Genomic DNA, 23,691 nt, shown 5'->3' on the forward strand with positions numbered 1-23,691 from the left:
GCCGCCCGGTCGCGCCCCTGGCCCAGGTCAGGGGGCGACCTTGCGCTTGATGGCGCGCGCCAGTGGCCCCGGCAGGCTCTTGAGCGAGCTGAGCACGTGCGGCAGCAGGCGCAGCTTCAGGCCGGCAAAGGCATTGGGCACCATGGCTTCGATCAGGTGCGGCCCGGGCGTGCGCAAGGCGTATTCCAGGGCTGACACCAGTTCTTCCGTGGTGGTGGCGCGCACCGAATGCACGCCCATGCTGGCTCCCATCTGCACGAAATCCAGCCCGGGGTTGCTCAGGTCCAGCTGTGACCTGGCCTTCTCGCCCTCACCCGTCGCCCCCACGCGCTGCAACTCCACGTTCAGGATGGCGTAGGACTTGTTGTTGAAAATGATGTTGGTGACGTTGAGCTTTTCGCGCGCCATCGTCCACAAGGCCTGGATGGTGTACATGGCCGAGCCATCGCCCGACAGGCACAGCACCGAACGGTCGGGGCAGGCTATGGCGGCCCCCACCGCGGTGGGCAGACCCTGGCCAATCGCGCCCCCCGTCAGCGCCAGCACATCGTGGCGCGGGGCACCCCGGGTGTAGAGGGGCAGCATCACGCCGGAGGTCTGGGCCTCGTCCACGATGATGGCGTTGTCCGGTAGCAGGGCCCCCACGGCCTTGCACACTTTTTCAGCGGTCAGCTTGCCGCGCGGGCGCTCCGGGCGCTCTGGCGTCTGCAACCAGGGCTCACGCGCCTCGGCCCCCAGGGCGGCCACCAGGCGCTCCAGGCTGGCGGCAGCATCGTGGGCGGTCGACGCCAGCTCGTGCACCTGGCAGCCCTTGGGCACCAGGTCGCTGGCCTTGCCGGGGTAGGCAAAGAAGGACACCGGCGACTTGGCATCCACCAGCACCAGGTGGTCGTAGCCGCTCAGTTGCACGGAGGCGAGCTCGGCCAGGTAGGCCACCCGCTCCACCTGGGGCAACCCGGCGCCCCGCTCGATGCGGGTCGGGAAGACCTCTGCAAACAGCTTGGCCCCGGTGGCCTCGACCACCCGGCCCGCCGCCATCAGGGCGCGTTCACGCAAGGCATGCCCGCCCAGCAGGAAGGCCACCTTGCCCCCGCCCTGGAGCACGCCGGCCACCGCTGCCACGGTCTCGTCAGAAGCCACCGGTGGGGCCACCGGCACGGGTGGCGGCACCGGCACACCCCCCTCACCCCAGGACACATCGGCCGGCAGAATCAGGGTCGCCGGCTGTGCCGGCAGGGTGGTGGCCGAGACCAGTGCATCCACCGCATCCTGGCACAGCGTCTGCGTCGATTGCGAAGTACGCACCCACTTCGATACGTTACGCGCCACGGTCTCGATGTCCGACTGCAGTTGCGCGTCGTACTTCACGTGGTAGGTGGCGTGGTCCCCCACGATGTTCAGAATCGGCACCTTGCCCTTGCGCGCGTTGTGCAGATTGGCCAGACCGTTGCCCAACCCGCAGCCCAGGTGCAGCAGGGTGGCCGCCGGCTTGTCGGCCATGCGGGCATAGCCATCGGCCGCCCCGGTGGCCACGCCCTCGAACAGGGTCAGCACCGCCCGCATGCGGGGCTCGTTGTCCAGCGCCGCCACGAAATGCATTTCCGAGGTGCCGGGGTTCGAGAAACACACGGTGACGCCGGCATCGGCCAGCGTCTGCATCAAAGCCTGGGCGCCATTGGGCATGGAAAGTCTCCTCGTTGCGGTTCCGACATGGTTTCAGGTGCAGTGACCTTAGCGCTTTATGATGTCCACCAATTGACTTTACAGGCCACACAGATTGACTTTGGATGCCACCGTGTCGATGAGCTGGGTGCAGACCGTGCTGGGCGAAGCACGCCGCCAGGGGCTGGACGACACCACCTTGCTCACGGCCGCAGGCATCGCACCCGAGGACCTGCGGCTTGAGCGCTGGCCGGTGGACCACATCACCCGGCTGTGGCGTGCCGCCGCCCGTTTGTCGGGTGACCCCGGCCTGGGGCTGAAAGCCGGCACCCTGGTCGGGCCGGCCAGCTTCAATGTGGTCAGCTTCATCCTGCAATCGGCGGCCAGCTTGCGCCAGGCCTTCACGGTGGTCCAGAAATACCAGAGCCTCATTTCCGATGCGGGGCGCTTCCAGCTGATTGCAGGCGAGACAGCCAGCTGGCTGGTTTACCACCCTCGCCAGGGCGACCTGGCCTTCAGCCCGCACCAGATTGAGGCGGTGCTCGCTGCCGTGGTGAGCTTTTCCCGATGGATCACCCCCGCGCCCTTGCAACCTGAGCGGGTGTGCTTCAGCCACGACCAGGTCGGCCCGCTGGCCGGCTACCGCGAGGTCTTTCACTGCCCTGTTGAGTTCAACCAGGCCTACAGCGGCCTGCTGATCGCCAACGCCGTGCTGGACCGCCCGCTGCCGCAGGCCAACGCCGAGCTGGCCCACCTGCACGAACGCTACGCCGCCAGCCAGCTCACCTCGCTGGGGCAGGGGCGCCAGCTTGATCAGGCCATACAGGACTGGGTGCGTGCCCGCCTGGGGCCACCGCTGCCCACCCGCGCCGAAGCCGCCAACGCCTTTGGCCTGAGTGAACGCACCCTGGCTCGGCGGCTCCAGCAGCACGGCAGCAGCTACGCCGACATCGTCGACACGGTGCGGCGCGACCTGGCGCTGCACCGCATCCGCCACACCAGCCTGCCGCTCAAGGACATCGCCCACGAACTGGGCTTTGCCGAACTCAGCCCCTTCTACCGGGCCTTTCAGCGCTGGACAGGCAGCACACCGGCACAGTGGCGACACGCCCACACCTGAAAACGCCTGACGCGAACGGTGATGCGCTTTACATTTCATGGTTAGGTAATGCGAATCGTTTGCATTACGATACGCAACTTTCATCAGTTGTATCGATCATGAAAACCACTTTGCCGGCCCTGCGCCCACTTCATCTGGCAGCCTTACTGACCTGTCTGTCTGCCGCCCAGGCCCATGCGGCCGACACGGCAGCAGCCGAGAGCAAAACCGCCCTGCCCGAGATCTCGGTCAGCGCCACCAGCACCGCGGACACCGGCGAACGCACTGAGAAAAGCACCTCTTACAAGGGACGGCGCAGCAGCACCGCCACCGGGCTGTCGCTGACCGCAGCCGAAACCCCCCAGGCCATCAGCACGCTGACGCACCAGCAGCTGGAAGACCAGGGCCTGACCACCGTCAACGACGCGCTCGACCAGGCAGCCGGTGTCACCGTGGAGCGGGTTGAAACCGACCGCACCTATTTCACCAGCCGTGGCTTTGATGTCCAGAACTTCCAGCTTGATGGTTTCGGGCTGCCTTTCACCAACGGCGCGCAGTGGGGTGACCTCGACACCGCCATCTACGACCACATCGACATCCTGCGCGGCGCCAACGGCCTGATGACGGGCACCGGTCTGCCCTCGGCCACGGTCAATTTCGCCCTGAAGAAGCCCACGGCCGCCTTCCAGGCCAGCGGCGCCGTCACCCTGGGTTCGTGGAACAAGAAACGCGCTGAAGGGGACATCTCTGGCGCACTCAACGCCGATGCCAGCGTGCGTGGCCGCCTGGTCGCCGCCGTGGAAGACAAGGACAGCTACCTAGACCGATATCACAAGCGCCTGAGCACCATTTATGGCGCGCTGGACATCGACCTGACCCGCGACACCACCCTGTCGCTGAGCTGGATCGAACAGCGCAGCGACGCCGACAGCCCGATGTGGGGTGCCTTGCCCATGCACTACGCCGACGGCTCCTCCACCAACTACGACGTCTCGACCTCGACCGCAGCCGACTGGGCCTGGTGGAACAACACCGACCGCCGCCTGATGGCCGAGCTCAGCCACGATTTCGGCCAAGGCTGGCAACTGAAGTCCGCCGTCTCGCACCGCAGCCAGCGCACCGACTCGGAGCTGCTGTATATCTTCGGCTCACCGGTGTCGGGCACCAGCACCGGCCTGTACGCCTACCCGTCGCTGTTCCAGGGCCGCTACCAGCAGGACATGGCCACCGTGCAGGTGACCGGCCCCTTCAGCTGGCTTGGCCGACAGCATGAACTGAGCGCCGGCCTGACCTGGGGCCAGGAATCGGCCCGCGAGTTCTCGGCCTACGCCGACTACGGCAGCGGTGCCCAGTACACCGACATGAGCATCGACCTCAGCAACTGGGACGGCACCTTCACCAAGCCCGACTGGAACGGCAACTCCGACGGCTCCGACTTCTACTCGCGCCGCAACACCGCCTATGCCGCCGGCCGCTTCGCGCTGACCGACGATGTCAAGCTGATCGCCGGCGGGCAGGTCATCCAGCTCAGCTCGCATGGCGAGAACTATGGTGTGGGCCACGCTTACAGCGCCACCCGCGTCACGCCTTACCTGGGCGGCGTGTGGACCATCCAGCCTGATCTGTCGGCCTACGCCAGCTTCACCACCATCTTCCAGCCGCAGACCGAGATCAATGCCCAAGGCACACCGCTCACCCCTGCGCACGGCACCAATGCCGAGGTGGGCCTGAAAGCCAATCTGTTCGAGCGCCGTCTGGGCCTGAATGCCGCCTTGTTCCAGACCAAGCTCAAGGGCCTGGCCGGTACCAGCACCTGGAGCAGCACCCTGGGTGCCTACGTCTATCCGGCTGAAGACGCCACCAGCAAGGGCATCGAGCTGGAAGCCGTTGGCCGCGTGATGGAAGGGCTGGAGCTCAGCGGCAGCTATGTGCACCAATCGATCACCGATGGCGATGGCGACGACACCCGCACCTTCGTGCCGCGTGATCTGTTCAAACTGAGCCTGCGCTACGACCCCACCGAACGCTGGAGCACCACCGCCGCCCTGCGCTGGCAGTCGGAAATCCACCGCACGGACTACGGTGTGACCACCCGCCAGGATGCCTACGCCCTGCTGGACCTGGGTGCCCAGTACAAGATCGACAAGCACTGGCGCGTGGGTGCACAGATCCGCAACGTGACCGATCAGAAGTACATCAACAGCCTCTACTGGGAACAGGCCTACTACGGTGCGCCGCGCTCGGGTGAGATCAGCGTGCACTACAGCTACTGATCAGCGTGAGGGAGCAAACCATGCGTGCATGGATGGTGCGACTGCACCGCTGGTTCGGCCTGTTTGCCGCCACGTTCCTGACGGTAGCGGGCCTGACCGGCGCCCTGATCGCGTGGGACCACGAGATCGATGGCTGGCTCAACCCCGAGCTGTATGACGCTGCCACCGCCGGGCCCGCGCAAGACCCGGTGGTGCTGGCGGCACGGCTCGAGGCCGCCGACCCGCGGCTGCAGGTGACATGGCTCCCCCTCGCTGTCGAGCCCGGCCACAGCCTCCTGCTGTGGGTGGTGCCCCGCACCGACCCGCAGACCGGCCAGCCTTTTCACCTGGACTTCAACCAGGTCGCCCTCAACCCGGTCACGGGCGACGTGCAGGCTCGTCGTGAATGGGGTGCGTTCTCGCTGTCGCGCGCACACCTGATGCCCTTCCTCTACAAGCTGCACTACAGCCTGCACCTGCCCAGCATCGGGCCGGTGGAACTGGGGGTGTGGCTGATGGGTGGCATCGCCATCGCGTGGGTGCTCGATACCCTCATCGCCCTGTGGATCTCGTTTCCGAACCGGGCCCAATGGCGCCGCTCGCTGGCGTTTCGCTGGGCCCAGGGCGGGCACAAGCTGGTGTTCGACCTGCACCGCTCGGGCGGGGTCTGGCTGTGGGTGCTGGTGCTGATCGTGGCCATCACCTCGGTGGACATGAACCTGGGCAGCCAGGTCGTCAAACCCCTGGTCAACGTGTTTTCGCCGGTGACCGAGTCCAAGGCCGACAGCATGCCGCCGGCCCCTGCCGGCTCGGGCGTCACCCTGGCAACCCAGGGCCATGACGTGATCGCCCGGGCGCAGGCCATCGCCGCTGAACGCGGCTGGTCAGCCCCGGTCGGCTCGCTCTACATCCGCCCGGGCAGCCATGCCTGGACCGTCAGCTTCCATGAGGCAGGCAACAGCCACGGCGACATCGGTCTGGGCAATGTGCAGCTTGATCTGGACGCAGCCACCGGCGGGGTGCTCGGCAGCTCTGTGCCCGGCGAGGGCAGTTCCGGCGACGTGTTCCTGCAGACCATGTTCCCGCTGCACTCCGGGCGCATCATCGGCACCGCTGGGCGGGTGCTCGTCACCCTGCTGGGGCTGGCCATCGCCACCTTCAGCGTGACCGGGGTGCTCATCTGGGCCCGCAAGCGCAAGGCCCGTCTGCATGCCGAGCGCAGCCGTGCTCAGCGCCCCACGCGTGTGAGCAACTCGGCCACCTGAGCGCGCAGGGCCTTGTTCTCGGCGGTGAGTTCGGCCACCCGCTTGCGCAGGGCCGGCACCTCGTCGCGGGACTCGGCCGCATCATCCCCTTCACCGGCCTCGGTCGCCCCTTCGGCGCCCGGGGCCGCGTCGTCTCGGGGCTTGCGCTTGACCTCACGCACCCGCTTGGCGGCCTGCTTGAGCTCGTCCTTGCCGGCCATGGCCGCGGCTTTCTGCTCCTCTTCGGGCAGGGTGGCCACGGCCGCTGCGGCATTGATGCTGATGGTGCCCGCCTTGACTGCCGCCACCACCTCGGGTGCGGCCTGCTTCTGAATCTTCTCGATCATCACCACCTGGCTGTTGCTCAGGCGGGCCGCCCTGGCGATGTCGGCACGGCTTTTCATGCCGGCCGGCGCACCTGCTGCCCCCGCATCGGCACCCTGCTCGGGCGCGTCAGCGGCCGGCCCTTCTGCGGCGGCGGGCTGGCTCTCGTTGAGCTCGGCCATCTTGCGGGCCTGGCGTTCGGCCAGGATCTCGCGCTTGCGCAGCGCCAGCACCCCGCGCTGGAAGTCGGACACACTGCGCCGGCCCAGATGCTGGTCGATCATCCACAGGTGCACATCCTCGATCGACTTGAACTTGGGATGCTGCATGGTCTTGAAGGGCAGGCCATGCTTCTGGCAGATGCCATAGCGGTTGTGCCCGTCGACCAGGATGTCGCCCCACAGCACCAGCGCATCCCGGCAGCCCTCGGCCAGCAGGCTGCGCTCCAGCGCCTCGTACTCCTCGGGGGTCAGGGGGTCGATGTAGGCCTTGAGTTCTTCGCTGACGATGATGGTGCTCATACCGGTGTTCTCGATGCTCGATGCAAGGGGAGCGGATTTTAGGCCCGCCCTCGGTGGCACACTTTCACCCATGCACTTCTCTCAACGCGCACAAGCCATCCGGCCCTTCCTGGCCATGGAGTTCGGCAAGCATGCGGCGGCGCTGGAAGCCGCCGGCCACCGCATCATCAAGCTCAACATCGGCGAACCCGATTTCGGAGCGCCGCCAGCGGTGCTGGCCGAGTTGCAGCGCGTGGTGCAGCACGAAGCCTTGCCCTACACCGGGGCCCTGGGGCTCGATGCCCTGCGCGAAGCCATCGCCGGTTTTTACCAGTCGGCCCACGGTGTCGCGGTGTCGCCGCACCGTGTGGTGGTCACGGCCGGGGCCTCGGCAGCGCTGCTGCTGGTCACCGCGGCCCTGGTCGACCCCGGTGACGAGGTGCTGGTGGGCGACCCGTCCTACCCCTGCAACCGGCAGTTTCTCAGTGGCTTTGGCGCCGATGTGCGGCTGGTGCCCACCGATGCCGCTGCCCGCTTTCAGCTCGACCTGGCCGCCGTGCAGCGCCACTGGAGCGCCCGCACCAAGGGCCTGATGCTCGCCACGCCGTCCAACCCCACAGGCACCTCGGTGCCGGCCGACGAGCTGGCCGCCATCTGTGACTGGGCCAGGCTGCACAATGCCTGGCGCATCGTCGACGAGATCTACCTCAACCTCAGCGATGCCGACGCCCAGGGGCGCCCCGCACAGACCGTGCTGGCTGCCGACCCCGAGGCGATCGTCATCAACAGCTTCTCGAAGTATTTCGGCATGACGGGCTGGCGCCTGGGCTGGGCCATCGTGCCCGATGCCCTGGTGCCCGTGATGGAACGCCTGGCGCAGAACTACTACATCTGCGCCTCCACCCCCGCCCAGATGGCTGCGCTGGCCTGCTTCACGCCGGCCTCCCTGGCCGTGTGCGAAGCCCGCCGGCAGGAATTCGCCGCCCGCCGCGCACTGGTGCTGGAAGGTCTCGCCCAGGCTGAGCTGCCCGTGCCGGTTCAGCCCGATGGCGCCTTCTACGTCTACATCGACGTCAGCCGCACCGGCCTGGATGCCATGCGCTTTTGCCAGCAGGCCCTGGACGAGGCCCATGTGGCCCTGACGCCCGGGCATGACTTCGGCCACTGCAGTGCCGCCACGCATGTGCGGCTGTCGTATGCCGCCTCGCGGGAAGACCTGCAGGAAGGCCTGCTGCGCCTGCAGCGTTTCGTCAGCGGCTTGCCGCGCTGAGGCGCAAGCGCACCGGAATCGACTTCGACGTCGGGGTGCGCGCCCCGATGGCATGGCTGGACAGGGGCACCAACACATTGGTCTCCGGGTAATACGCTGCCACGCAGCCCTGGGGGATGTCGTAATCGACCAGGCGGAAGCCGGGTGCCACGCGGTGCGTGTCATCGGCAGCCCCTTCGATGTCCACCCAGGCGCCTTCCGGCCAGCCCAGGCGGGCGCGGTCTTCGCCGTGGATGAACAGCACGCGGCGCTGACCGAACACGCCACGGTAGCGGTCATCGAGCCCATACACCGTGGTGTTGTACTGGTCGTGCGCGCGCACCGTGGTCAGCGTGAAACGGGCCGGATCGGCGCGCCCCTGCGTGTCAGTGGGCACCGCATGCACCTGGAACTGCGCCTTGCCTGAGGCGGTTGCCCACACCCGCTCGCTGGCGGTGTTGCGCAGGCGAAAGCCCCCCGGGTGGTGCACCTTCTCGTTGAACCCCTTGAAGTCGTCGAACACGGCTTCGATCTGGTCGCGGATGCGGTCATAGTCTTCGACCAGCCACATCCACGGCACGCGGCTGTGGGGCAGGGTGGCGGCCGCCAGCCGCGCCACGATCATCGGCTCGGACAGCAGGTGCGGCGAAGCCGGCTCATTGATACCGCCTGACAGGTGCACCATGCTCATCGAGTCTTCCACGCTGATGTGCTGCGGGCCGCTGGCCTGCTGGTCGACCTCGGTGCGTCCCAGACAGGGCAGGACCAGGGCTTCGCGGCCATGCACCGTGTGGCTGCGGTTGAACTTGGTTGACACGTGCACAGTCAGCGCGCACTGCTGCAGCGCCGCCCAGGTGGTCGGGGTGTCGGGGGTGGCCGCAGCGAAATTGCCACCCATGGCAAAGAACACCGAAGCCCGCCCGTCACGCATCGCCTCGATGGCCCCGATGGTGTCCAGGCCCTCGTGCCGCGGCGGCTCGAAGCCATACACCGCCTGCAGGCGGTCCAGCAAGGCGGGCGAGGGCTTTTCATAGATGCCCATGGTGCGGTCGCCCTGCACATTGCTGTGGCCACGCACCGGGCACAGGCCGGCTCCTGGCTTGCCCACCATGCCGCGCATCAGCAGCAGGTTGGCAATCATCTGCACACCGCCCACGCCATGGCGGTGCTGGGTGATGCCCATGCCCCAGCAGGCAATCACCTTGTCGGCGCGGGCGATCACCTCGGCCGCATGCCGCAGGCGCTCGCGCGAGATGCCCGACACCGCTTCGATCGTGCCCCAGTCGGCGGCCTCGGTGTCGGCCTTCAAGGCCTCGAAACCCGCGGTGTGCTCGGCCACGAACGCGGCATCGACCGCACCCATCTCCAGCAGGTGCTTCATCACGCCCTTGAGCAAGGCGATGTCGCCGCCCACCCGCAGCTGGAAGTAGTCGGACGAGATGGTCGTGGCGCCGCCGCCCAGCATCTCGGCCGGGCTTTGCGGGTCGGCAAAGCGCTCCAGACCGCGCTCGCGCAAGGGGTTGAAGCTCAGGATGCGGGCGCCTCGGCGGGCGGCTTCCCGCAACTCCGCCAGCATGCGCGGGTGGTTGGTGCCCGGGTTCTGGCCAAACACCAAAATGCAATCGGCCAGGGCGAAGTCGTCCAGCGTCACCGTGCCCTTGCCCACGCCCACGCTGCCCTTGAGGCCCATGCCGCTGGGCTCGTGGCACATGTTCGAGCAGTCCGGGAAGTTGTTGGTGCCGAACTCGCGCACGAACAACTGGTACAGAAAGGCCGCCTCGTTGCTGGTGCGCCCCGAGGTGTAGAAGATGGCGGCATCGGGCGAGGGCAGGGCCTGCAGGTGGCGCGCCACCGTGGCAAAAGCCTCGCCCCAGCTGATGCGGCGGTAGCGGTCGGTGACCGCGTCGTAGGCCATCGGCTCGGTCAGCCGGCCCATGCCTTCCAGCTCGTGGTCCCCCCAGCTGCGCAGCTCGGTCACGGTGTGGCGGGCAATCAGCTCCGGGGTGGCCCGGTCAGCCGTGGCCTCGGCAGCCACCGCCTTCACGCCGTTTTCGCAAAAGCCGAAGCTGCCGGTTTCTTCGCGGTCCGGCCAGGCGCAGCCTGGGCAATCGAAGCCATCAGGCTGGTTGGCCGACAGCAGGGTGCGCGTGCCCTTGAGGGCAATGCGGTGCTGCAACAGCTGGCGGGCCACGCTGCGCAAGGCACCCCAGCCGCCAGCCGGGCCTTTGTAAAACTCAATCTTGACGTCGCTCATGGTGCAGGGCCGGACTTTGCGATATATGTCGCTGTCAACACATTTGACAAGCCTCGCAATGTAGGGGCATCACCCACGCGCCGCAATAAGTGCTGTACAGCGCATGAGATATGCTTTGTGCAGCATATGAAAAAGCTCCACGTCCGCATCGAACCCACCTGGCACATCACCGGGCCCACCGGCCTGCCCGTGCCTCCACGGGTTCTGCATTGGCTGCTGGCCATCCAGCAACATGGCAATCTGTCGGCGGCCTGCAAGGCGCAGGGCGCGTCTTACCGCCACACCTGGAAGCTGCTGCACGACGCCGAGGCGGCACTGGGCACCCCGCTGGTCAACATGGCCCGCGGCAAGGGCTCGGTACTGACCCCGGCCGGCGAGGCCATGGTCTGGGCACAGCGGCGCTTCGAGGCGCGCCAGCGCCCCCAACTCGACAGCCTGGCGTTCGAACTGCAGGCCGAACTGCACCAGGTGCTCAGCTCGGCTGACCGCCCCTTGCGCATGGCAGCCAGCCATGGCTTTGCCATCGAAGTGCTGCAACGCCTGCTGGTCGATGCGGGCGAAGCCCTGGACTGGCGCTACACCGACAGCAGCCAGGCGCTGGCGGCCTTGCATGCGGGCAGCGCCGATGTGGCCAGCCTGCACCTGCCGGTCAGCCCGCTGCAGGCCGAGGTGCTGCAGTACCAGGCCCGCTGGCTCGGGCCCGACTGGCTCTATGTGCACCTCGTGGTGCGCCGCCAGGGCCTGATGGTGCGCCCGGGCAACCCGCTGCACATCGACGGCGTGGCCGACCTGCTGCGCCCCGAAGTGCGCTTTGTCGCACGCGCACAGGGCTCAGGCACCCGCATCCTGCTGGAGACCCTGCTCCGCCACGCCGGGCATGATCCTGCCGGGCTCGGTGACGGCACCACCGGCGAACACACGCATTCGGCCGTGGCCGCCTATGTGGCCAGCGGCATGGCCGACGCCGGCTTCGGGGTCGAAACCTCTGCGCGCCGCTTCGGGCTGGAATTCATCCCGGTACAGACCGAGCGCTATGGCCTGGTCTTGCCACCGGCGGGCTTGAACAACCCAGCCATGCAACGGCTGTTAACGATGTTGCGCAGCGATGCCTGCCGCGCCGCCCTCATCGGGCTGCCCGGCTACCGGCTCGACGAATGCGGTGAGGTCGAACCGGCCCGGGCGGTCTTCGAAGGCTGGCCGCCTCAGGCCGACTTCAATGCCCGGGCGTGATGCGCCAGGTGCTCCCCCACGAAGCTGGCGATGAAGTAATAGCTGTGGTCGTAGCCAGCATGGCGACGCAGCGTCAGCGGGTGGCCCGTCTGAGCACAGGCCTCGGCCAGCAGCTCGGGACGCAGTTGCCCGGCTAGAAACTCGTCGGCTTCGCCCTGGTCCACCAACAAGGGCAGGCGCTCGGCACCGGCCGGCAAGGCCTGGATCAAGGCCACGGCATCCCATTGCGCCCACACGGCAGGGTCCGCCCCCCCCAGGTAGGCACCCAGCGCCTTCTGGCCCCAGGGCACCTGCGACGGCGCCACGATGGGCGAAAACGCCGACACGCTGCGGTACCGCCCCGGGTGTCGCAAGGCCGTGACCAGCGCCCCGTGCCCACCCATCGAGTGGCCGAAGATGCCGCGCTGGTCCGTGGTCGGGAAGTGCTGCTCGATCAACGCCGGCAGCTCCTCGGCCACATAGTCCTGCATGCGGAAGTGCACCGACCAGGGTGCCTGGGTCGCGTTCACATAGAAGCCCGCCCCCTGGCCCAGGTCGTAGGCCGGGTCGTTGGGCACGTCGTCGCCACGCGGGCTGGTGTCCGGCGCCACCACGATCAGGCCCAGCGCAGCCGCATGGGCCTGGGCACCCGCCTTGGTGATGAAGTTCTGCTCGGTACAGGTCAGACCGGACAGCCAGTACACCACCGGACACCGCTCACCCTGCAGGGCCGCAGGCGGCAGGTACACCGCCAGCTTCATCTCGCAGCCCAGCGTGGCCGAGGTGTGCTTCCACACCTCCTGGCTGCCACCCGCACAGGCGTGTTGCTCGACACGTTCCATCTGTGTGCCCCTCACTCGGCGTAGTGCACCACGGTGCGGATGGACTCGCCATCGTGCATCAGGTCAAACGCCGTGTTGATGTCCTGCAGGCCCATGGTGTGGGTCACGAACGGCGCCAGGTTGATGTCGCCGCGCATGGCTTCTTCCACCATGCCGGGCAGCTGCGAGCGGCCCTTGACACCACCAAAAGCCGTGCCCAGCCACTTGCGGCCCGTCACCAGCTGGAAGGGGCGGGTCGAGATTTCCTGGCCTGCCCCAGCCACCCCGATGATCACCGACTGCCCCCAGCCACGGTGCGCGCATTCCAGCGCAGCCCGCATCACGTTGACATTGCCGATGCACTCGAAGCTGTGGTCCACGCCCCAGCCCGTCATCTCCACGATGACCTGCTGAATGGGTTTGTCGAAGTCCTTGGGGTTGACGCAGTCGGTGGCGCCAAAGGTGCGGGCCAGCTCGAACTTGTCGGGGTTGGTGTCGACCGCGATGATGCGGCCGGCACCCGCCTTTTGCGCACCGTGCACCACGGCCAGGCCAATGCCGCCCAGGCCGAACACGGCCACGCTGTCACCCGGCTGCACCTTGGCGGTGTTCTTCACTGCACCCAGGCCGGTGGTCACGCCGCAGCCCAGCAGGCACACCTGCTCGGGGTTGGCATCGGGGTTGATCTTGGCCAGCGAGACCTCGGCCACCACGGTGTACTCGCTGAAGGTCGAGCAGCCCATGTAGTGGTAGATGGGCTGGCCCTGGTACGAGAAACGCGTGGTGCCATCGGGCATCACGCCCTTGCCCTGCGTGGCGCGCACCGACACGCACAGATTGGTCTTGCCGCTCTTGCAGAACAGGCACTCGCCGCACTCGGCCGTGTACAGGGGGATGACGTGGTCACCCGGCTTCAGCGAGGTCACGCCTTCACCCACCTCGACCACGATGCCGGCGCCTTCGTGGCCCAGCACGGCGGGAAAGATGCCTTCGGGGTCGTCACCACTCAGCGTGAAGGCGTCGGTGTGGCACACGCCGGTGTGCGTGATGCGCACCAGCACTTCGCCCTTGCGGGGCGGCTCGACGTCGATCTCGACAACCTGCAGGGGCTGGCCAGCGGCAAAGGCCACAGCGGCACGGGACTTGATCATGGGAAGCTCCTTTGGTGAGGGGTGCAGGGTTGAATTCATTTCAGATACGAGCGCACCAGCGTCGTGATGTCCTGGGCCAGGGCATCGACGCTGTGCGGAGCGCTCAACTGCTCGCGTACATGCGACTCCAGGATCTCCGACATCAAGCCGTTGACAGCGCCCCGGATGGCGGCCAATTGCTGCAGCACGGGGGCGCAGTCGGCACCGGCTTCCAGGGCACGTTCCAGGGCTTCGGCCTGACCGCGGATGCGGCGCACACGCGTAAGGGCCTTTTTCTTGTCTGCAGGAGAGTGGGGCATGGTGCAAATCAGATAGTGGGGGGGAGTATATGACAGCCCTCAAACCATCGCTCAAGCGGCACAATCGCGCCTCCCCCTTCTTGCCGGAGAGCGCTTGTGAAAACCTACGACCTCGAAATCCAGAAACTGAAGTTCGCCCGGCATGGCAATGGCCTGATCGATGTGGGTATCGATGTGCTGGTCCAGCCGCAATCGAACAAAGGCGATCAACTCCCGACCAGCACCTTGTCGCTGTCGGTTGACGATGCACGTACGCTGATCATCCTGCTCAAGCAGCAGATCACCGAGATTGACAAGCTCAACCCCCGCAGCCGCCGGTCCGGTCGCTGCTGACAAACGCCAATATTGCACAGTCAGCCACTCGGGCACTGGTATCTCCGAGGGGCCAACTGGCTGTCCGCAAACATAAGATCAGGACATGCCCCCAGTCCAGCCGTTTGACCGTTCCACCGCATCTGATTCCGACATGGCGGAAGAATTGGCACGGCTGCGCAGCCAGGTGGCGCGCTACCGCATGGCATTTGCCCTGTCGGCGCCCGGGCAGGCGTTGGTTGACCTCGAAGGCCACTTCATCGAGGTCAACGACAGCCTCTGCCACCTGCTGGGGTACACCGCCAAAGACCTGGTCGGCCGACGCTTCCAGGACATCACCCACCCGGACGACATCTCGGACGACGCCCGCACCATGGCCGACATGCTGGCCGGGCGCTTTGGCAACCACCTGAGAGAAAAGCGCTATCTGCGGCCAGACGGCAGCACCGTGTGGGCCCAGATCAAGTCCCGGCTGGTGCGCAACGACCAGGGGCAGCCGCTCTACTTCGTCACCAACATTGAAGACATCTCGGAAAAGAAAGCCTCCGAGCAGGCCATCCGAGAGCGAGAGGCCTTGCTCAGCAGCATGGGCAAGTTCGTGCCCGGCATCATCCACAAGATCGGGTTTGATGACGAGGGGCGTGCGCACTTTCTCTACATCAGCGACCGCGCGATGGAGATGTTCGAGCTGCCGCACGAGGTGATGGAACGCGACTACTACGCCCACCACGTGCGCGTGCACCCGGATGACCTGGACTACGTGCGCCGCCTGGCCACTGCGCCCAAGCCCGATGCGCAACTGGTGCCATCCGACTTCGAATACCGCGTCATCCTGCCCAACAAGGGCGAGCGCGTCTATGGCGGCCACGCCATCCCGGTCAGAGAAGAAAACGGTCGCATTGCCTGGTATGGCCACACCGCCGACATCACCGACAAGAAGGCCCTGACCGAAGCCCGCTTGACTGCCCGCATGGCCCAGGAGGCCAATCGGGCCAAGAACGAATTCCTCTCGCGGGTCAGCCACGAGCTGCGCACCCCGCTCAATGCCGTCATCGGCTTTGCCCAGTTGCTGCACCTGGGCTCATCCGGCCAGCTCAATGCCGATCAGTTGCGCCATGTGGAACACATCCAGGCTGCCGGCACCCACCTGCTGGGCATCATCAGCGATGTGCTGGACCTCTCCCGCATCGAAGCTGGCCAATTGCCCCTGCAGATCGGCGAGCTCACGGCCTCGTGCATCCTGAGCGAAGCCCGTACCCTGGTTGCCAGCCAGGCGGAAGCAGCGGGCATCCAGCTGCAGCCCGTGCAACACCTGGAGAACATCCGTGTCCAGGCCGACCCCATGCGCCTGCGCCAGGTGCTGGTCAACCTGCTGAGCAACGCCGTCAAGTACAACCGGGCCCAGGGCAGCGTCAGCCCCCGCGTCTGGCGCGAAGGCAATGACGTGGCCATCGCCATCGACGACACCGGCCTGGGCCTGAGCGCCGAACAACAGGCCCACCTCTTCGAACCCTTCAACCGCCTGGGGGCCGAGCGCACCGGCATCGAGGGCACCGGCATCGGTCTGGTCATCGTGCGGCGCCTGCTGGAAGCCATGCATGGCCGCCTGGAAGTGCACAGCCGCGAAGGCGAGGGTTCCTCCTTCATCGCCTGGTTGCCCAGTGCGACCCCAGCTGCGGTGGCTCAAGCCACAGCGCAAGCCGACCCCAGCACCACGCCCACCTCAGCCGCCACCAACGAGCCCCGGCTGGTGGTGCTCTACGCCGAAGACAACGAGGTCAACATCGAGCTGGTGCGTCAGGTGCTGCAGCTGCGACCCAGCTGCGAGCTGCATGTGGCCACCAGCGGCGCCGAAGCCCTCGTCATGGCCCACACCCTGGTGCCTGACCTCTTCCTGCTCGACATGCACCTGGGCGACATGACCGGCTTCGAGCTGGCCGACCAGCTCAAGCAGGACGCAACCCTGCGTGACATCCCCCGCATCGCGTTTTCGGCAGACGCCATGCCGGACCAGATCCACCGCGCCCGCGCGCACGGCTTTGTGGGCTACCTCACCAAGCCGCTGGACGTCGAAGCGCTGCTCGATTGCGTGGACGAGCGTGCCGGAAAGCAGCACCCTAAAATGCCCTGAGCCCGGCGCCGACACCCCCCGCTACCGCTTTCATCTCCCGTCGGCCCGCAGGAAGTTTCATGGCCGACTCTCGCCCCACTGCTCCCGCCCAGCCCATTCGCCACACCGTGCGCCTGGCCCTTGAATCGCTGCGCGACATGCTCGCCTCAGCCGGCCCCGTGCTGTTGCTGGTGTTCGCCCTGCTGGCGGGCGCCTACTGGTGGCTCAACCCCCAACCCCCGCGCACCGTCACCCTGGCCACCGGCCCCGCCGGCAGCGCCTATGCCGAATTCGGCCAGCGCTATGCGCAAGCCCTGGCACGCAATGGCATCCGGGTGAAGCTGCTGACCACCGAAGGCACCGCCGCCAACCTGCAGGCCCTGCGTGAAGGGCAGGCCGATGTCGCCTTCGTGCGCGGCGGCAGCGACGACATGTCTGCCGATGCCGACGCAGGCATCACATCGCTGGGCGCGCTGTTTTACGAGCCCATGTGGGTGTTCTACCGCCCGGCCGCCTTCAAGGCACCGATGCCCAAAGGCCACCACAGCCGCCACCCCGTGCTGGTGCCGCTGACCTCGCTCACCCAGCTGCACGGCCTGCGCATCAATGTGGACCAGCCCGGCAGCGGCGTGCCCGACCTCGTGCGCCGCCTGCTCGAAGCCAACGGCCTGGACGCCGACGCCATCAAAGCCCACGACCTGCCCCCTGAAGACGCCGCCAAGGCCCTGCAGGCCGGCCGGCTCGACGCCATGGTGCTGCTCACCGCGCCCGAGTCACCCGTGGTGCAGCAACTGCTGCGCGCCCCAGGCATTGCCCTGGCTGACCTGCCCCAGGCCGACGCCCTAGCCCGCCGCTTCCCCTTCCTGCGCACCGTCACGCTGCCGCGCGGCATGGTGGACCTCGCCCGCGACCTGCCCCCCAACGACATCGGCCTGCTGGCCGCCACCACCGCGCTGCTCACCAGCGAAGACACCCACCCCGCGCTGCGCCAGCTGTTCGCACAGACCGCGCAGAAGCTGCATGGCGGCGCCGGCTGGTTCAACGGCGCACGCGACTTCCCCAACACCCGCACCAGCGAGTTGCCAGTCAGCCCCGAAGGCGACCGCGCCATCAACGGCACACCCTCGTTCTGGCAACGCTACCTGCCGTTCTGGGCCAGCAACCTGCTTGACCGCATGTGGCTCGTCATTGGCGGCTTGATCGTGCTGCTGCTGCCCATCTCACGCGTGGTGCCGCCGCTCTACACCTACCGTGTGCGCCAGCGTGTGTTCCGCTGGTACGCCCGCCTGCGCGAGGTGGAAGCCCGCATGGAAGCCGGCGATGCCCAGCACACCGAGCTGCTCAACGAGCTCGACGAACTCGACCGCGTGGCCAGCCAGATCGCCGTGCCCCTGGCCCATGCGGATGAGCTGTATGCGCTGCGGAACAACATTGACAGCACGCGCAAGCGCTTGCTGGCGAGGAATGGCTCCATACCGCAGCTGCAATCTTCCTGATTGCCATGCCCATCGTTAAGTCAAATCACAAAGGCAACGTGCCTTTGCATGCTGGGAACTTGGAACACCCCAAAAATTTATTCCCTGCAGACGGGGCCTTTTTCGCTTCCCAGACAACCATTGAAGACCCGCACCTGGGACACACCGGCATAGCCTGATCAACTGTGGCAGAAGTTCCAGACTTTCTGGACGAGGGTGGAGGTGTTCATGGGTTAGTCGTTGTGTTCGTTGCGGCTCATGCGCACATGGCTTTCATGCGCTGCATGACCAGGCCTGCGCGCTCCGGCTCGGCAATCAGGCCCGGCAACACATTCGCAAAGTCGGGGTTGGAAAGCAGCTGCAGGAAGGCCGACTTCACGGCCTGTCGTAGCTCGGCCGGTGCTGCGGCCATTTCGTCTGTCAGTTCTTCTCGGCCGTCAACGATGTTGAGCACATCCTCAAAGTCGTGGCTGGTCAGGAAGTCGCCTGCGCCGCGCCCTGCGTAGGCTTCCAGCTTGGTCGCGACGAAGCCCACCGCACTGACCAGCCGGATGGTAAGGCCGGGGCTCAACTCCACGGGCTCGGCTGTCTCCACCGCATAGGGATACCAGCGATTCGAAAAGCCCAGCACCTCGGGCTGCACCGGCATCAGGTCGAACAACAGGCCCGAGTCCTTGTGGACCCAACGGCAAATCACATCACCTTGAACATCGCGAACAAACCCGCGCTGCGCCACGGCCTCCTCAATGAGATGAAACACCGCGCGGGTGGCATTCACCACCGCGTCGACATCTCGCGTGGCACGCACGCTGTCGGCCAGGGGATCTGTGACCAGCAGGCCCGCTACGGCGCCGCCGACAAACACCACTTGTTCGCGCAAGTCACCCAGGGCGTCGGCAATGTGGCGCAGGTAAGGCAGGTTCGGGTCATTGGCTCGCATCGTGTGCCCCCACATCTGGCCGCATCAGTTCGGCTTCCATCAGCTTGGCAGCCAGGCTGCGTTCGCGTGCCCGCCCAGTGCGCAGGGCATCTAGCAGGGCCAGTAAACGATGCAAGGCTGGGTCGGCCAACGCTGCTTGCGGGGCAGTGCGGTAGAGCGGCGACAGCGTCGGGCCTTTCGCCGGCCCCTCAGGGTGCGCCCACACCGGCGCTTCCCCCGGCGCCACCGCCAAGTGGCTGGCCAGCGGCTCGGCGCCGAATGCCGTAGGCACGCCGCGCTTGATGGGCCCAGGCGTGGCTGGCCAGATGTAGCGCGCGCCATGCAACACAAACTCCAGCAGATTCGGCCTTACCGGAGACCACTCGCTGCGTGACGGTGCCACCGCCAGGCCCGAGGCCACGGCGCGCTTCACGCTGGCATGCGTTTCTGATGCGCTCATGGCGAGCGAGTCGCCCAGGGCGGCGTAGGTCCAGCGCTGCGGTGAATGGGCCGCCACCTTCAGCAGAACCAGCAGGTCTTGCGGTTTGAGTTCCATGGGTTCTTAGACATCAGAAATTCGCTATTCGCGAATTACGAATATCGCCGATCGACTCGCATTTGACAAGCGATTCTGTGCGCGACTGCCATCTGGCTGGCTTCGATGGTTCACGGAAAGAAAGATACCAGAGCCAAACTGGTTGGCCCAGCCCAGGCCCATGGCTTCCACCGGCGCGACCGCAGGCCTGCGTGGCGCCGCCAACTTCGCCGCATTTGCTGGTGCCAAGCATGCACTGCGCGCCCTTGCTCAAAGCATGGCACGTGAGCTAGGCCCCCTGAACATCCATATGGCCCACGTGGTGGTCGATGGCGCCATTGATACCGAGTTCATTCGGACCAACTTCCCCGAGCGCTATGCACTGAAGGACGAAGGCGGCATTCTCAACCGTGAGCACATCGCCGAAAACTATTGGTACCTGCACCAGCAACCACGCGATGCCTGGACATTCGAGCTGGATTTGCGCCCCTACATGGAACGGTGGTGATGCGGCGCCCTCGTCATGAGGGCAGCCCTGCAAGCCAACCAGCTTGGTAGCTCGGCCCGTGCGCCTGCCCGGGCGCCTCATCAAGGTCCTGCTGCAGGTACCGAAAGACCCCCGCGAATGGTCTGACGACGACACCCTCCATGCCCTGTCATTGCTTGGTGCCGACACCCCGGGCAACCTTATCGTGGATGAAGCGGCCTACCAGTGCCGGGCTGCGTTGGGTGAGGGGATAAGAGCGCCATCGTCAGCCCTCCCTTTCTTCTGTGTTCTGGTGCGGATTTCCTGCAGATCAGTTGTCAGGACAGATCGGCAGCTCATGCAAAATCACCAGCACAACAGCAAAACAACATGCAAGGGAGGACCATGGCAGAACATGGCAACGACAGCCGCCTGGCGGTATTGGTGGATTGCGACAACACATCGCCAGACATTCTGGAATACGCGCTGCAAGTGGTGGCGCAATTCGGCCGCGTGGTGATGCGGCGCGGTTATGGCAACCACAGCACACTGGCCAACAAATGGCAGGAGGCCCTCGTACGCATGGCGTTTTCGCCGTGCCTGCAATACCAATATGCCTCGGGCAAAAACACCTCGGACATTGCCTTGGCGCTGGACGCCCAGGAGGCCTTGTTCGACGACCGGGCTGACACCTTCTGCCTGGTTACCAGCGACTCTGACTTTGCCTACCTGTGCCGTAAGCTGCGCGAGCGTGGCGCCACGGTGCTGATCGTTGGCGAAGCCAAGACCCCGGATGCCTTGCAGAACGCCAGTGATCAGTTTTTCATGTGGCAGCCCGCAGAAGTGATATCTGCACCCACCCCAGAAGATGTAGCCACGACCGAGCCCAAGGGCGCACCACCGCAACCGGCAAAGAAGCGTCGCCCGCGAGCCTTGATGGACGCCGTTGCATTGCTTTCCGGCAACACCACCGACGGCAAAGTTGGATTAGGCGCACTGGGTCAATACATGAAACGCACCAATCCCAGTTTTGCACCGAAGGTCTACGGTCACAGCACTCTGTCTGACATGGTCCGAAGCTATCCTGATCTGCTCCTAACGCAAGGACAAGGCAACGGCTTCTGGGTTAGCCTTAAGCCAGCCACTTGAGTCACATCAGGGAGTAGAAAAAGTGATCATCAAGACCACGGACGACAAGACCAAGCGCTTGGCCCTTCTGGCCGAGCTGAAACAATCTCCGTTGCTAGACGCCGCACAGCGCAAATGGCTAGAAGACGAACTGGTGCGCGTCAGGCGCGGCATTGAAGGCGAGCGCGATGCGGCCTTCTACATTGACAGCTATCTGAAGGACAGCAAAAACAACGCCGTTCTACACGACCTGCGCCTCAGCGTGGATGGCGACACGGCCCAGATCGACCACCTGTTTTTCAACCGGTTTCTCGACTTCTTTCTGATCGAAACGAAGTGCTTCAACGCCAACATCGATATCAACGAGCACGGCGAGTTCTCGCTGGCTTATGCCAGTGGCAAGCGCTTCGGTATCGAGTCCCCCATCGAGCAGTCAAGGCGCCATGAACGCATCCTCGCCAAGGTGCTGGATCGCTTAGAGATCACCGGGCGCATGGGCAAGAAGCCCAACTTCCATCACGTGGTGCTCTTGCACCCCAAGGCTGTCATCAGGCGCCCCAGGGAAAGCGCTTTCGACACCAGCATGGTCATCAAAGCCGACGCCCTGCCAAGCTGGCACAAGAAGTGGATCGACCAAGACGTTGGCGTGACCGACGTGTTCGCCGGGCTGCTGTCTGTCAGAAGCGCCGACACCGTGAAGGAATGGGGCGACAAGCTCGCGCGCCAGCACCGCCCGGCCAACCTGCTGGCCTTGCCTGAATTCATGCAGCCTAAAGCTGCCCCGGTGGTGGCGAAAGAGCCTGAACCCCGTTATGAGGCTAAGCCTGAGCCTGTGCCCCCTGCACCTACTACATCAGCCCCAGATGAGAGCCTCAAGAAAAAGCTGATCTGCGTGACCTGTGGAGAAAAGATCACCTTCGCAGAAGGCAGGTTCTGCTGGGGCAACGAGAGGCGTTTCGGCGGGTTTCAATACTGCAGGGAGCACCAAAAAGCGTTTTGAGCACAGTCTGCTACCAGAAGCACTGCAAAAATATTCACTACGTCAGTAGACTCGCTCGCCGTGTAACGGTTCACTTTTGACCGCAGCGGCGCGAGCACGATTGCGCCGTTATTTCATAAGAACAGCATCATCATGACCAGCATCCAACAACGCGCCGAACTACAACGCCGAATCTGGCAAATCGCCAACGATGTTCGCGGCGCCGTCGATGGCTGGGATTTCAAGCAATACGTGCTGGGAACCCTGTTTTACCGTTTCATCAGCGAGAACTTCGCTGACTACATCACTGGCGGTGACGACAGCGTTGACTACGCGGCCATGGCAGACGATGACGAAACCATCGCCGCCGCCAAAGACGACGCCATCAAGACCAAGGGCTACTTCATTTACCCCAGCGAGCTATTCGTCAACGTGGCGGCCAGTGCCAACACCAACGAGAGCCTGAACACCAAACTGGCCAACATCTTCAAAGCGATTGAAGCGTCTGCCAGTGGATACCCTTCAGAGCAAGACATCAAAGGCTTGTTTGCTGACTTCGACACCACCAGCAACCGCCTGGGCAACACCGTTAAAGACAAAAACACCCGGCTGGCGGCTGTGCTCAAAGGCGTGGCCGAACTGGACTTTGGTGCTTTCGACGCCAGCCACATCGACTTGTTCGGTGATGCCTACGAGTTTCTCATCTCCAACTACGCCGCCAATGCGGGCAAGTCAGGCGGCGAGTTCTTCACGCCTCAGCATGTGTCCAAGCTGATTGCGCAGCTGGCCATGCACAAGCAAACCAGCGTCAACAAGATTTACGACCCGGCCTGCGGTTCGGGCTCGCTGCTGTTGCAAGCCAAAAAGCACTTCGACGAGCACCTGATCGAAGACGGCTTCTTTGGACAAGAAATCAACCACACCACGTACAACCTGGCGCGGATGAACATGTTCTTGCACAACGTGAACTACGACAAGTTCAACATCCAGTTGGGCAACACGTTGGAAGAGCCGCATTTCGCCGAAGACCGGCCCTTTGACGCCATCGTCTCCAACCCGCCGTATTCGGTGAAGTGGATCGGCAGCGACGACCCCACGCTGATCAACGATGAACGCTTTGCGCCAGCGGGCGTGCTGGCGCCCAAATCCAAGGCCGACTTCGCCTTTGTGTTGCACGCACTCAACTACCTGTCGGCCAAGGGCCGTGCGGCCATCGTGTGCTTCCCCGGCATTTTTTACCGAGGCGGGGCCGAGCAGAAGATTCGCCAGTACCTGGTGGACAACAACTACGTCGAAAGCGTGATTTCGCTGGCCCCCAACCTGTTTTTTGGCACCACCATCGCCGTGAACATCCTGGTGCTGTCCAAACACAAAACGGACACCACCACCCAGTTCATCGACGCCAGCGGCCTGTTCAAGAAAGAGACCAACAACAACGTCCTGCTGGACGCGCACATCGACCAGATCATGGCCGTGTTCGACAGCAAGGCGAATGTCGATCACTTCGCGCTGTCTGTGCCGTTTGAGAAGGTGGCGGCCAACGACTACAACCTCTCAGTCAGCAGCTACGTCGAAGCCAGAGACACCCGTGAGGTGGTGGACATCGTCAAGCTCAATGCCGAGTTGAAAACCACCGTGGCCCGCATTGATAAGCTGCGCAATGACATCGACGCCATCGTGGCAGAGATTGAAGGCGCTTGAAT

The 23,691-nt window shown here is 65.1% G+C and carries 20 protein-coding genes and 1 pseudogene; 12 read left to right on the plus strand and 9 right to left on the minus strand.

The window, feature by feature from the left end; genetic code table 11:
- Window positions 1-27: 27 nt before the first annotated feature.
- Window positions 28-1,683, minus strand: coding sequence for an acetolactate synthase large subunit (locus tag ACE3PH_RS00260; RefSeq protein ID WP_374315307.1), 1,656 nt, complete (start codon window positions 1,681-1,683; stop codon window positions 28-30).
- Window positions 1,684-1,801: 118 nt separating this feature from the next.
- Between ACE3PH_RS00260 and ACE3PH_RS00265 the strand changes: the two genes are divergently transcribed.
- The 3 genes from ACE3PH_RS00265 to ACE3PH_RS00275 all read left to right on the plus strand — a co-directional run bounded on the left by ACE3PH_RS00265 (window position 1,802) and on the right by ACE3PH_RS00275 (window position 6,278).
- Window positions 1,802-2,782 (plus strand): AraC family transcriptional regulator, encoded by a 981-nt coding sequence (locus ACE3PH_RS00265; protein WP_374316203.1) that lies wholly within the window; start codon window positions 1,802-1,804, stop codon window positions 2,780-2,782.
- 98 nt (window positions 2,783-2,880) lie between these two features.
- Complete coding sequence (locus tag ACE3PH_RS00270) at window positions 2,881-5,034, plus strand: TonB-dependent siderophore receptor (RefSeq protein ID WP_374315309.1); 2,154 nt, start codon at window positions 2,881-2,883, stop codon at window positions 5,032-5,034.
- A 20-nt stretch (window positions 5,035-5,054) separates the two neighbouring features.
- Window positions 5,055-6,278, plus strand: coding sequence for a PepSY-associated TM helix domain-containing protein (locus ACE3PH_RS00275; protein WP_374315311.1), 1,224 nt, complete (start codon window positions 5,055-5,057; stop codon window positions 6,276-6,278).
- Here the strand turns inward: ACE3PH_RS00275 and ACE3PH_RS00280 are convergent.
- Complete coding sequence (locus ACE3PH_RS00280) at window positions 6,242-7,102, minus strand: plasmid replication/partition related protein (protein ID WP_374315313.1); 861 nt, start codon at window positions 7,100-7,102, stop codon at window positions 6,242-6,244. The genes ACE3PH_RS00275 and ACE3PH_RS00280 overlap by 37 nt on opposite strands.
- A 70-nt stretch (window positions 7,103-7,172) precedes the next feature.
- On the opposite strand from ACE3PH_RS00280, the gene ACE3PH_RS00285 reads away from it, so the two are divergent.
- On the plus strand, window positions 7,173-8,351 hold the full coding sequence (locus tag ACE3PH_RS00285) for an aminotransferase class I/II-fold pyridoxal phosphate-dependent enzyme (RefSeq protein ID WP_374315315.1): 1,179 nt from the start codon (window positions 7,173-7,175) through the stop codon (window positions 8,349-8,351).
- Here the strand turns inward: ACE3PH_RS00285 and ACE3PH_RS00290 are convergent.
- The gene (locus tag ACE3PH_RS00290; protein ID WP_374315317.1) at window positions 8,332-10,584 is read right to left on the minus strand and encodes an FdhF/YdeP family oxidoreductase; all 2,253 of its coding nucleotides are present in this window, start codon (window positions 10,582-10,584) and stop codon (window positions 8,332-8,334) included. The genes ACE3PH_RS00285 and ACE3PH_RS00290 overlap by 20 nt on opposite strands.
- Window positions 10,585-10,710: 126 nt before the next feature.
- Here ACE3PH_RS00290 and ACE3PH_RS00295 point away from each other — a divergent pair, with 126 nt between their 5' ends.
- Window positions 10,711-11,814, plus strand: a complete 1,104-nt coding sequence (locus ACE3PH_RS00295; protein ID WP_374315319.1) for a substrate-binding domain-containing protein — start codon at window positions 10,711-10,713, stop codon at window positions 11,812-11,814.
- Here the strand turns inward: ACE3PH_RS00295 and fghA are convergent.
- From fghA to ACE3PH_RS00310, 3 genes are read right to left on the minus strand one after another with little or no spacing between them, the layout of a single operon-like run.
- Entirely contained in the window at window positions 11,787-12,635 is an 849-nt protein-coding gene (gene fghA, locus ACE3PH_RS00300) for an S-formylglutathione hydrolase (protein WP_374315321.1), read from the minus strand. The genes ACE3PH_RS00295 and fghA overlap by 28 nt on opposite strands.
- 11 nt (window positions 12,636-12,646) lie before the next feature.
- Window positions 12,647-13,762, minus strand: a complete 1,116-nt coding sequence (locus ACE3PH_RS00305; protein ID WP_374316205.1) for an S-(hydroxymethyl)glutathione dehydrogenase/class III alcohol dehydrogenase — start codon at window positions 13,760-13,762, stop codon at window positions 12,647-12,649.
- Between the two features lie 38 nt (window positions 13,763-13,800).
- Window positions 13,801-14,064 carry a metal-sensing transcriptional repressor gene (locus tag ACE3PH_RS00310; protein ID WP_374315323.1) on the minus strand — a complete coding sequence of 88 codons (264 nt, stop codon included), beginning with the start codon at window positions 14,062-14,064 and terminating at the stop codon, window positions 13,801-13,803.
- 96 nt (window positions 14,065-14,160) lie between these two features.
- Here ACE3PH_RS00310 and ACE3PH_RS00315 point away from each other — a divergent pair, with 96 nt between their 5' ends.
- The 3 genes from ACE3PH_RS00315 (at window position 14,161) to ACE3PH_RS00325 (ending at window position 17,982) form a co-directional block, all read left to right on the plus strand.
- Window positions 14,161-14,397, plus strand: coding sequence for a hypothetical protein (locus tag ACE3PH_RS00315; protein ID WP_374315325.1), 237 nt, complete (start codon window positions 14,161-14,163; stop codon window positions 14,395-14,397).
- 133 nt (window positions 14,398-14,530) lie between these two features.
- Entirely contained in the window at window positions 14,531-16,507 is a 1,977-nt protein-coding gene (locus ACE3PH_RS00320) for a PAS domain S-box protein (RefSeq protein ID WP_374315327.1), read from the plus strand.
- Window positions 16,508-16,566: 59 nt separating this feature from the next.
- A complete protein-coding gene (locus ACE3PH_RS00325; protein WP_374315330.1) occupies window positions 16,567-17,982 on the plus strand; it encodes a TAXI family TRAP transporter solute-binding subunit in 1,416 nt (471 codons plus the stop codon).
- A gap of 25 nt (window positions 17,983-18,007) precedes the next feature.
- Here ACE3PH_RS00325 and ACE3PH_RS00330 read toward each other — a convergent pair whose 3' ends face one another.
- The 3 genes from ACE3PH_RS00330 to ACE3PH_RS00340 form a co-directional block, all read right to left on the minus strand.
- The gene (locus ACE3PH_RS00330; RefSeq protein WP_374315332.1) at window positions 18,008-18,133 is read right to left on the minus strand and encodes a topoisomerase DNA-binding C4 zinc finger domain-containing protein; all 126 of its coding nucleotides are present in this window, start codon (window positions 18,131-18,133) and stop codon (window positions 18,008-18,010) included.
- An 84-nt stretch (window positions 18,134-18,217) separates the two neighbouring features.
- Window positions 18,218-18,901, minus strand: coding sequence for a hypothetical protein (locus ACE3PH_RS00335; RefSeq protein WP_374315334.1), 684 nt, complete (start codon window positions 18,899-18,901; stop codon window positions 18,218-18,220).
- Window positions 18,888-19,436: a hypothetical protein gene (locus ACE3PH_RS00340; RefSeq protein ID WP_374315336.1), complete on the minus strand. Its 549-nt coding sequence runs from the start codon at window positions 19,434-19,436 to the stop codon at window positions 18,888-18,890. Before ACE3PH_RS00340 ends, ACE3PH_RS00335 begins: the two co-directional genes overlap by 14 nt.
- A 169-nt stretch (window positions 19,437-19,605) precedes the next feature.
- Here ACE3PH_RS00340 and ACE3PH_RS00345 point away from each other — a divergent pair.
- From ACE3PH_RS00345 to ACE3PH_RS00360, 4 genes and pseudogenes are all read left to right on the plus strand, one after another.
- Window positions 19,606-19,923: pseudogene (locus ACE3PH_RS00345) on the plus strand (SDR family NAD(P)-dependent oxidoreductase); the annotation flags it as partial.
- Between the two features lie 363 nt (window positions 19,924-20,286).
- A complete protein-coding gene (locus tag ACE3PH_RS00350) occupies window positions 20,287-21,030 on the plus strand; it encodes an NYN domain-containing protein (protein ID WP_374315338.1) in 744 nt (247 codons plus the stop codon).
- A 22-nt stretch (window positions 21,031-21,052) separates the two neighbouring features.
- Window positions 21,053-22,009 carry an NERD domain-containing protein gene (locus ACE3PH_RS00355; RefSeq protein ID WP_374315340.1) on the plus strand — a complete coding sequence of 319 codons (957 nt, stop codon included), beginning with the start codon at window positions 21,053-21,055 and terminating at the stop codon, window positions 22,007-22,009.
- 132 nt (window positions 22,010-22,141) lie between these two features.
- A complete protein-coding gene (locus tag ACE3PH_RS00360; protein ID WP_374315342.1) occupies window positions 22,142-23,689 on the plus strand; it encodes a type I restriction-modification system subunit M in 1,548 nt (515 codons plus the stop codon).
- Window positions 23,690-23,691: the final 2 nt, after the last annotated feature.

The sequence above is a fragment of the Aquabacterium sp. genome (genome assembly GCF_041909175.1).
In the GTDB taxonomy this organism is placed as follows: domain Bacteria; phylum Pseudomonadota; class Gammaproteobacteria; order Burkholderiales; family Burkholderiaceae_C; genus Aquabacterium.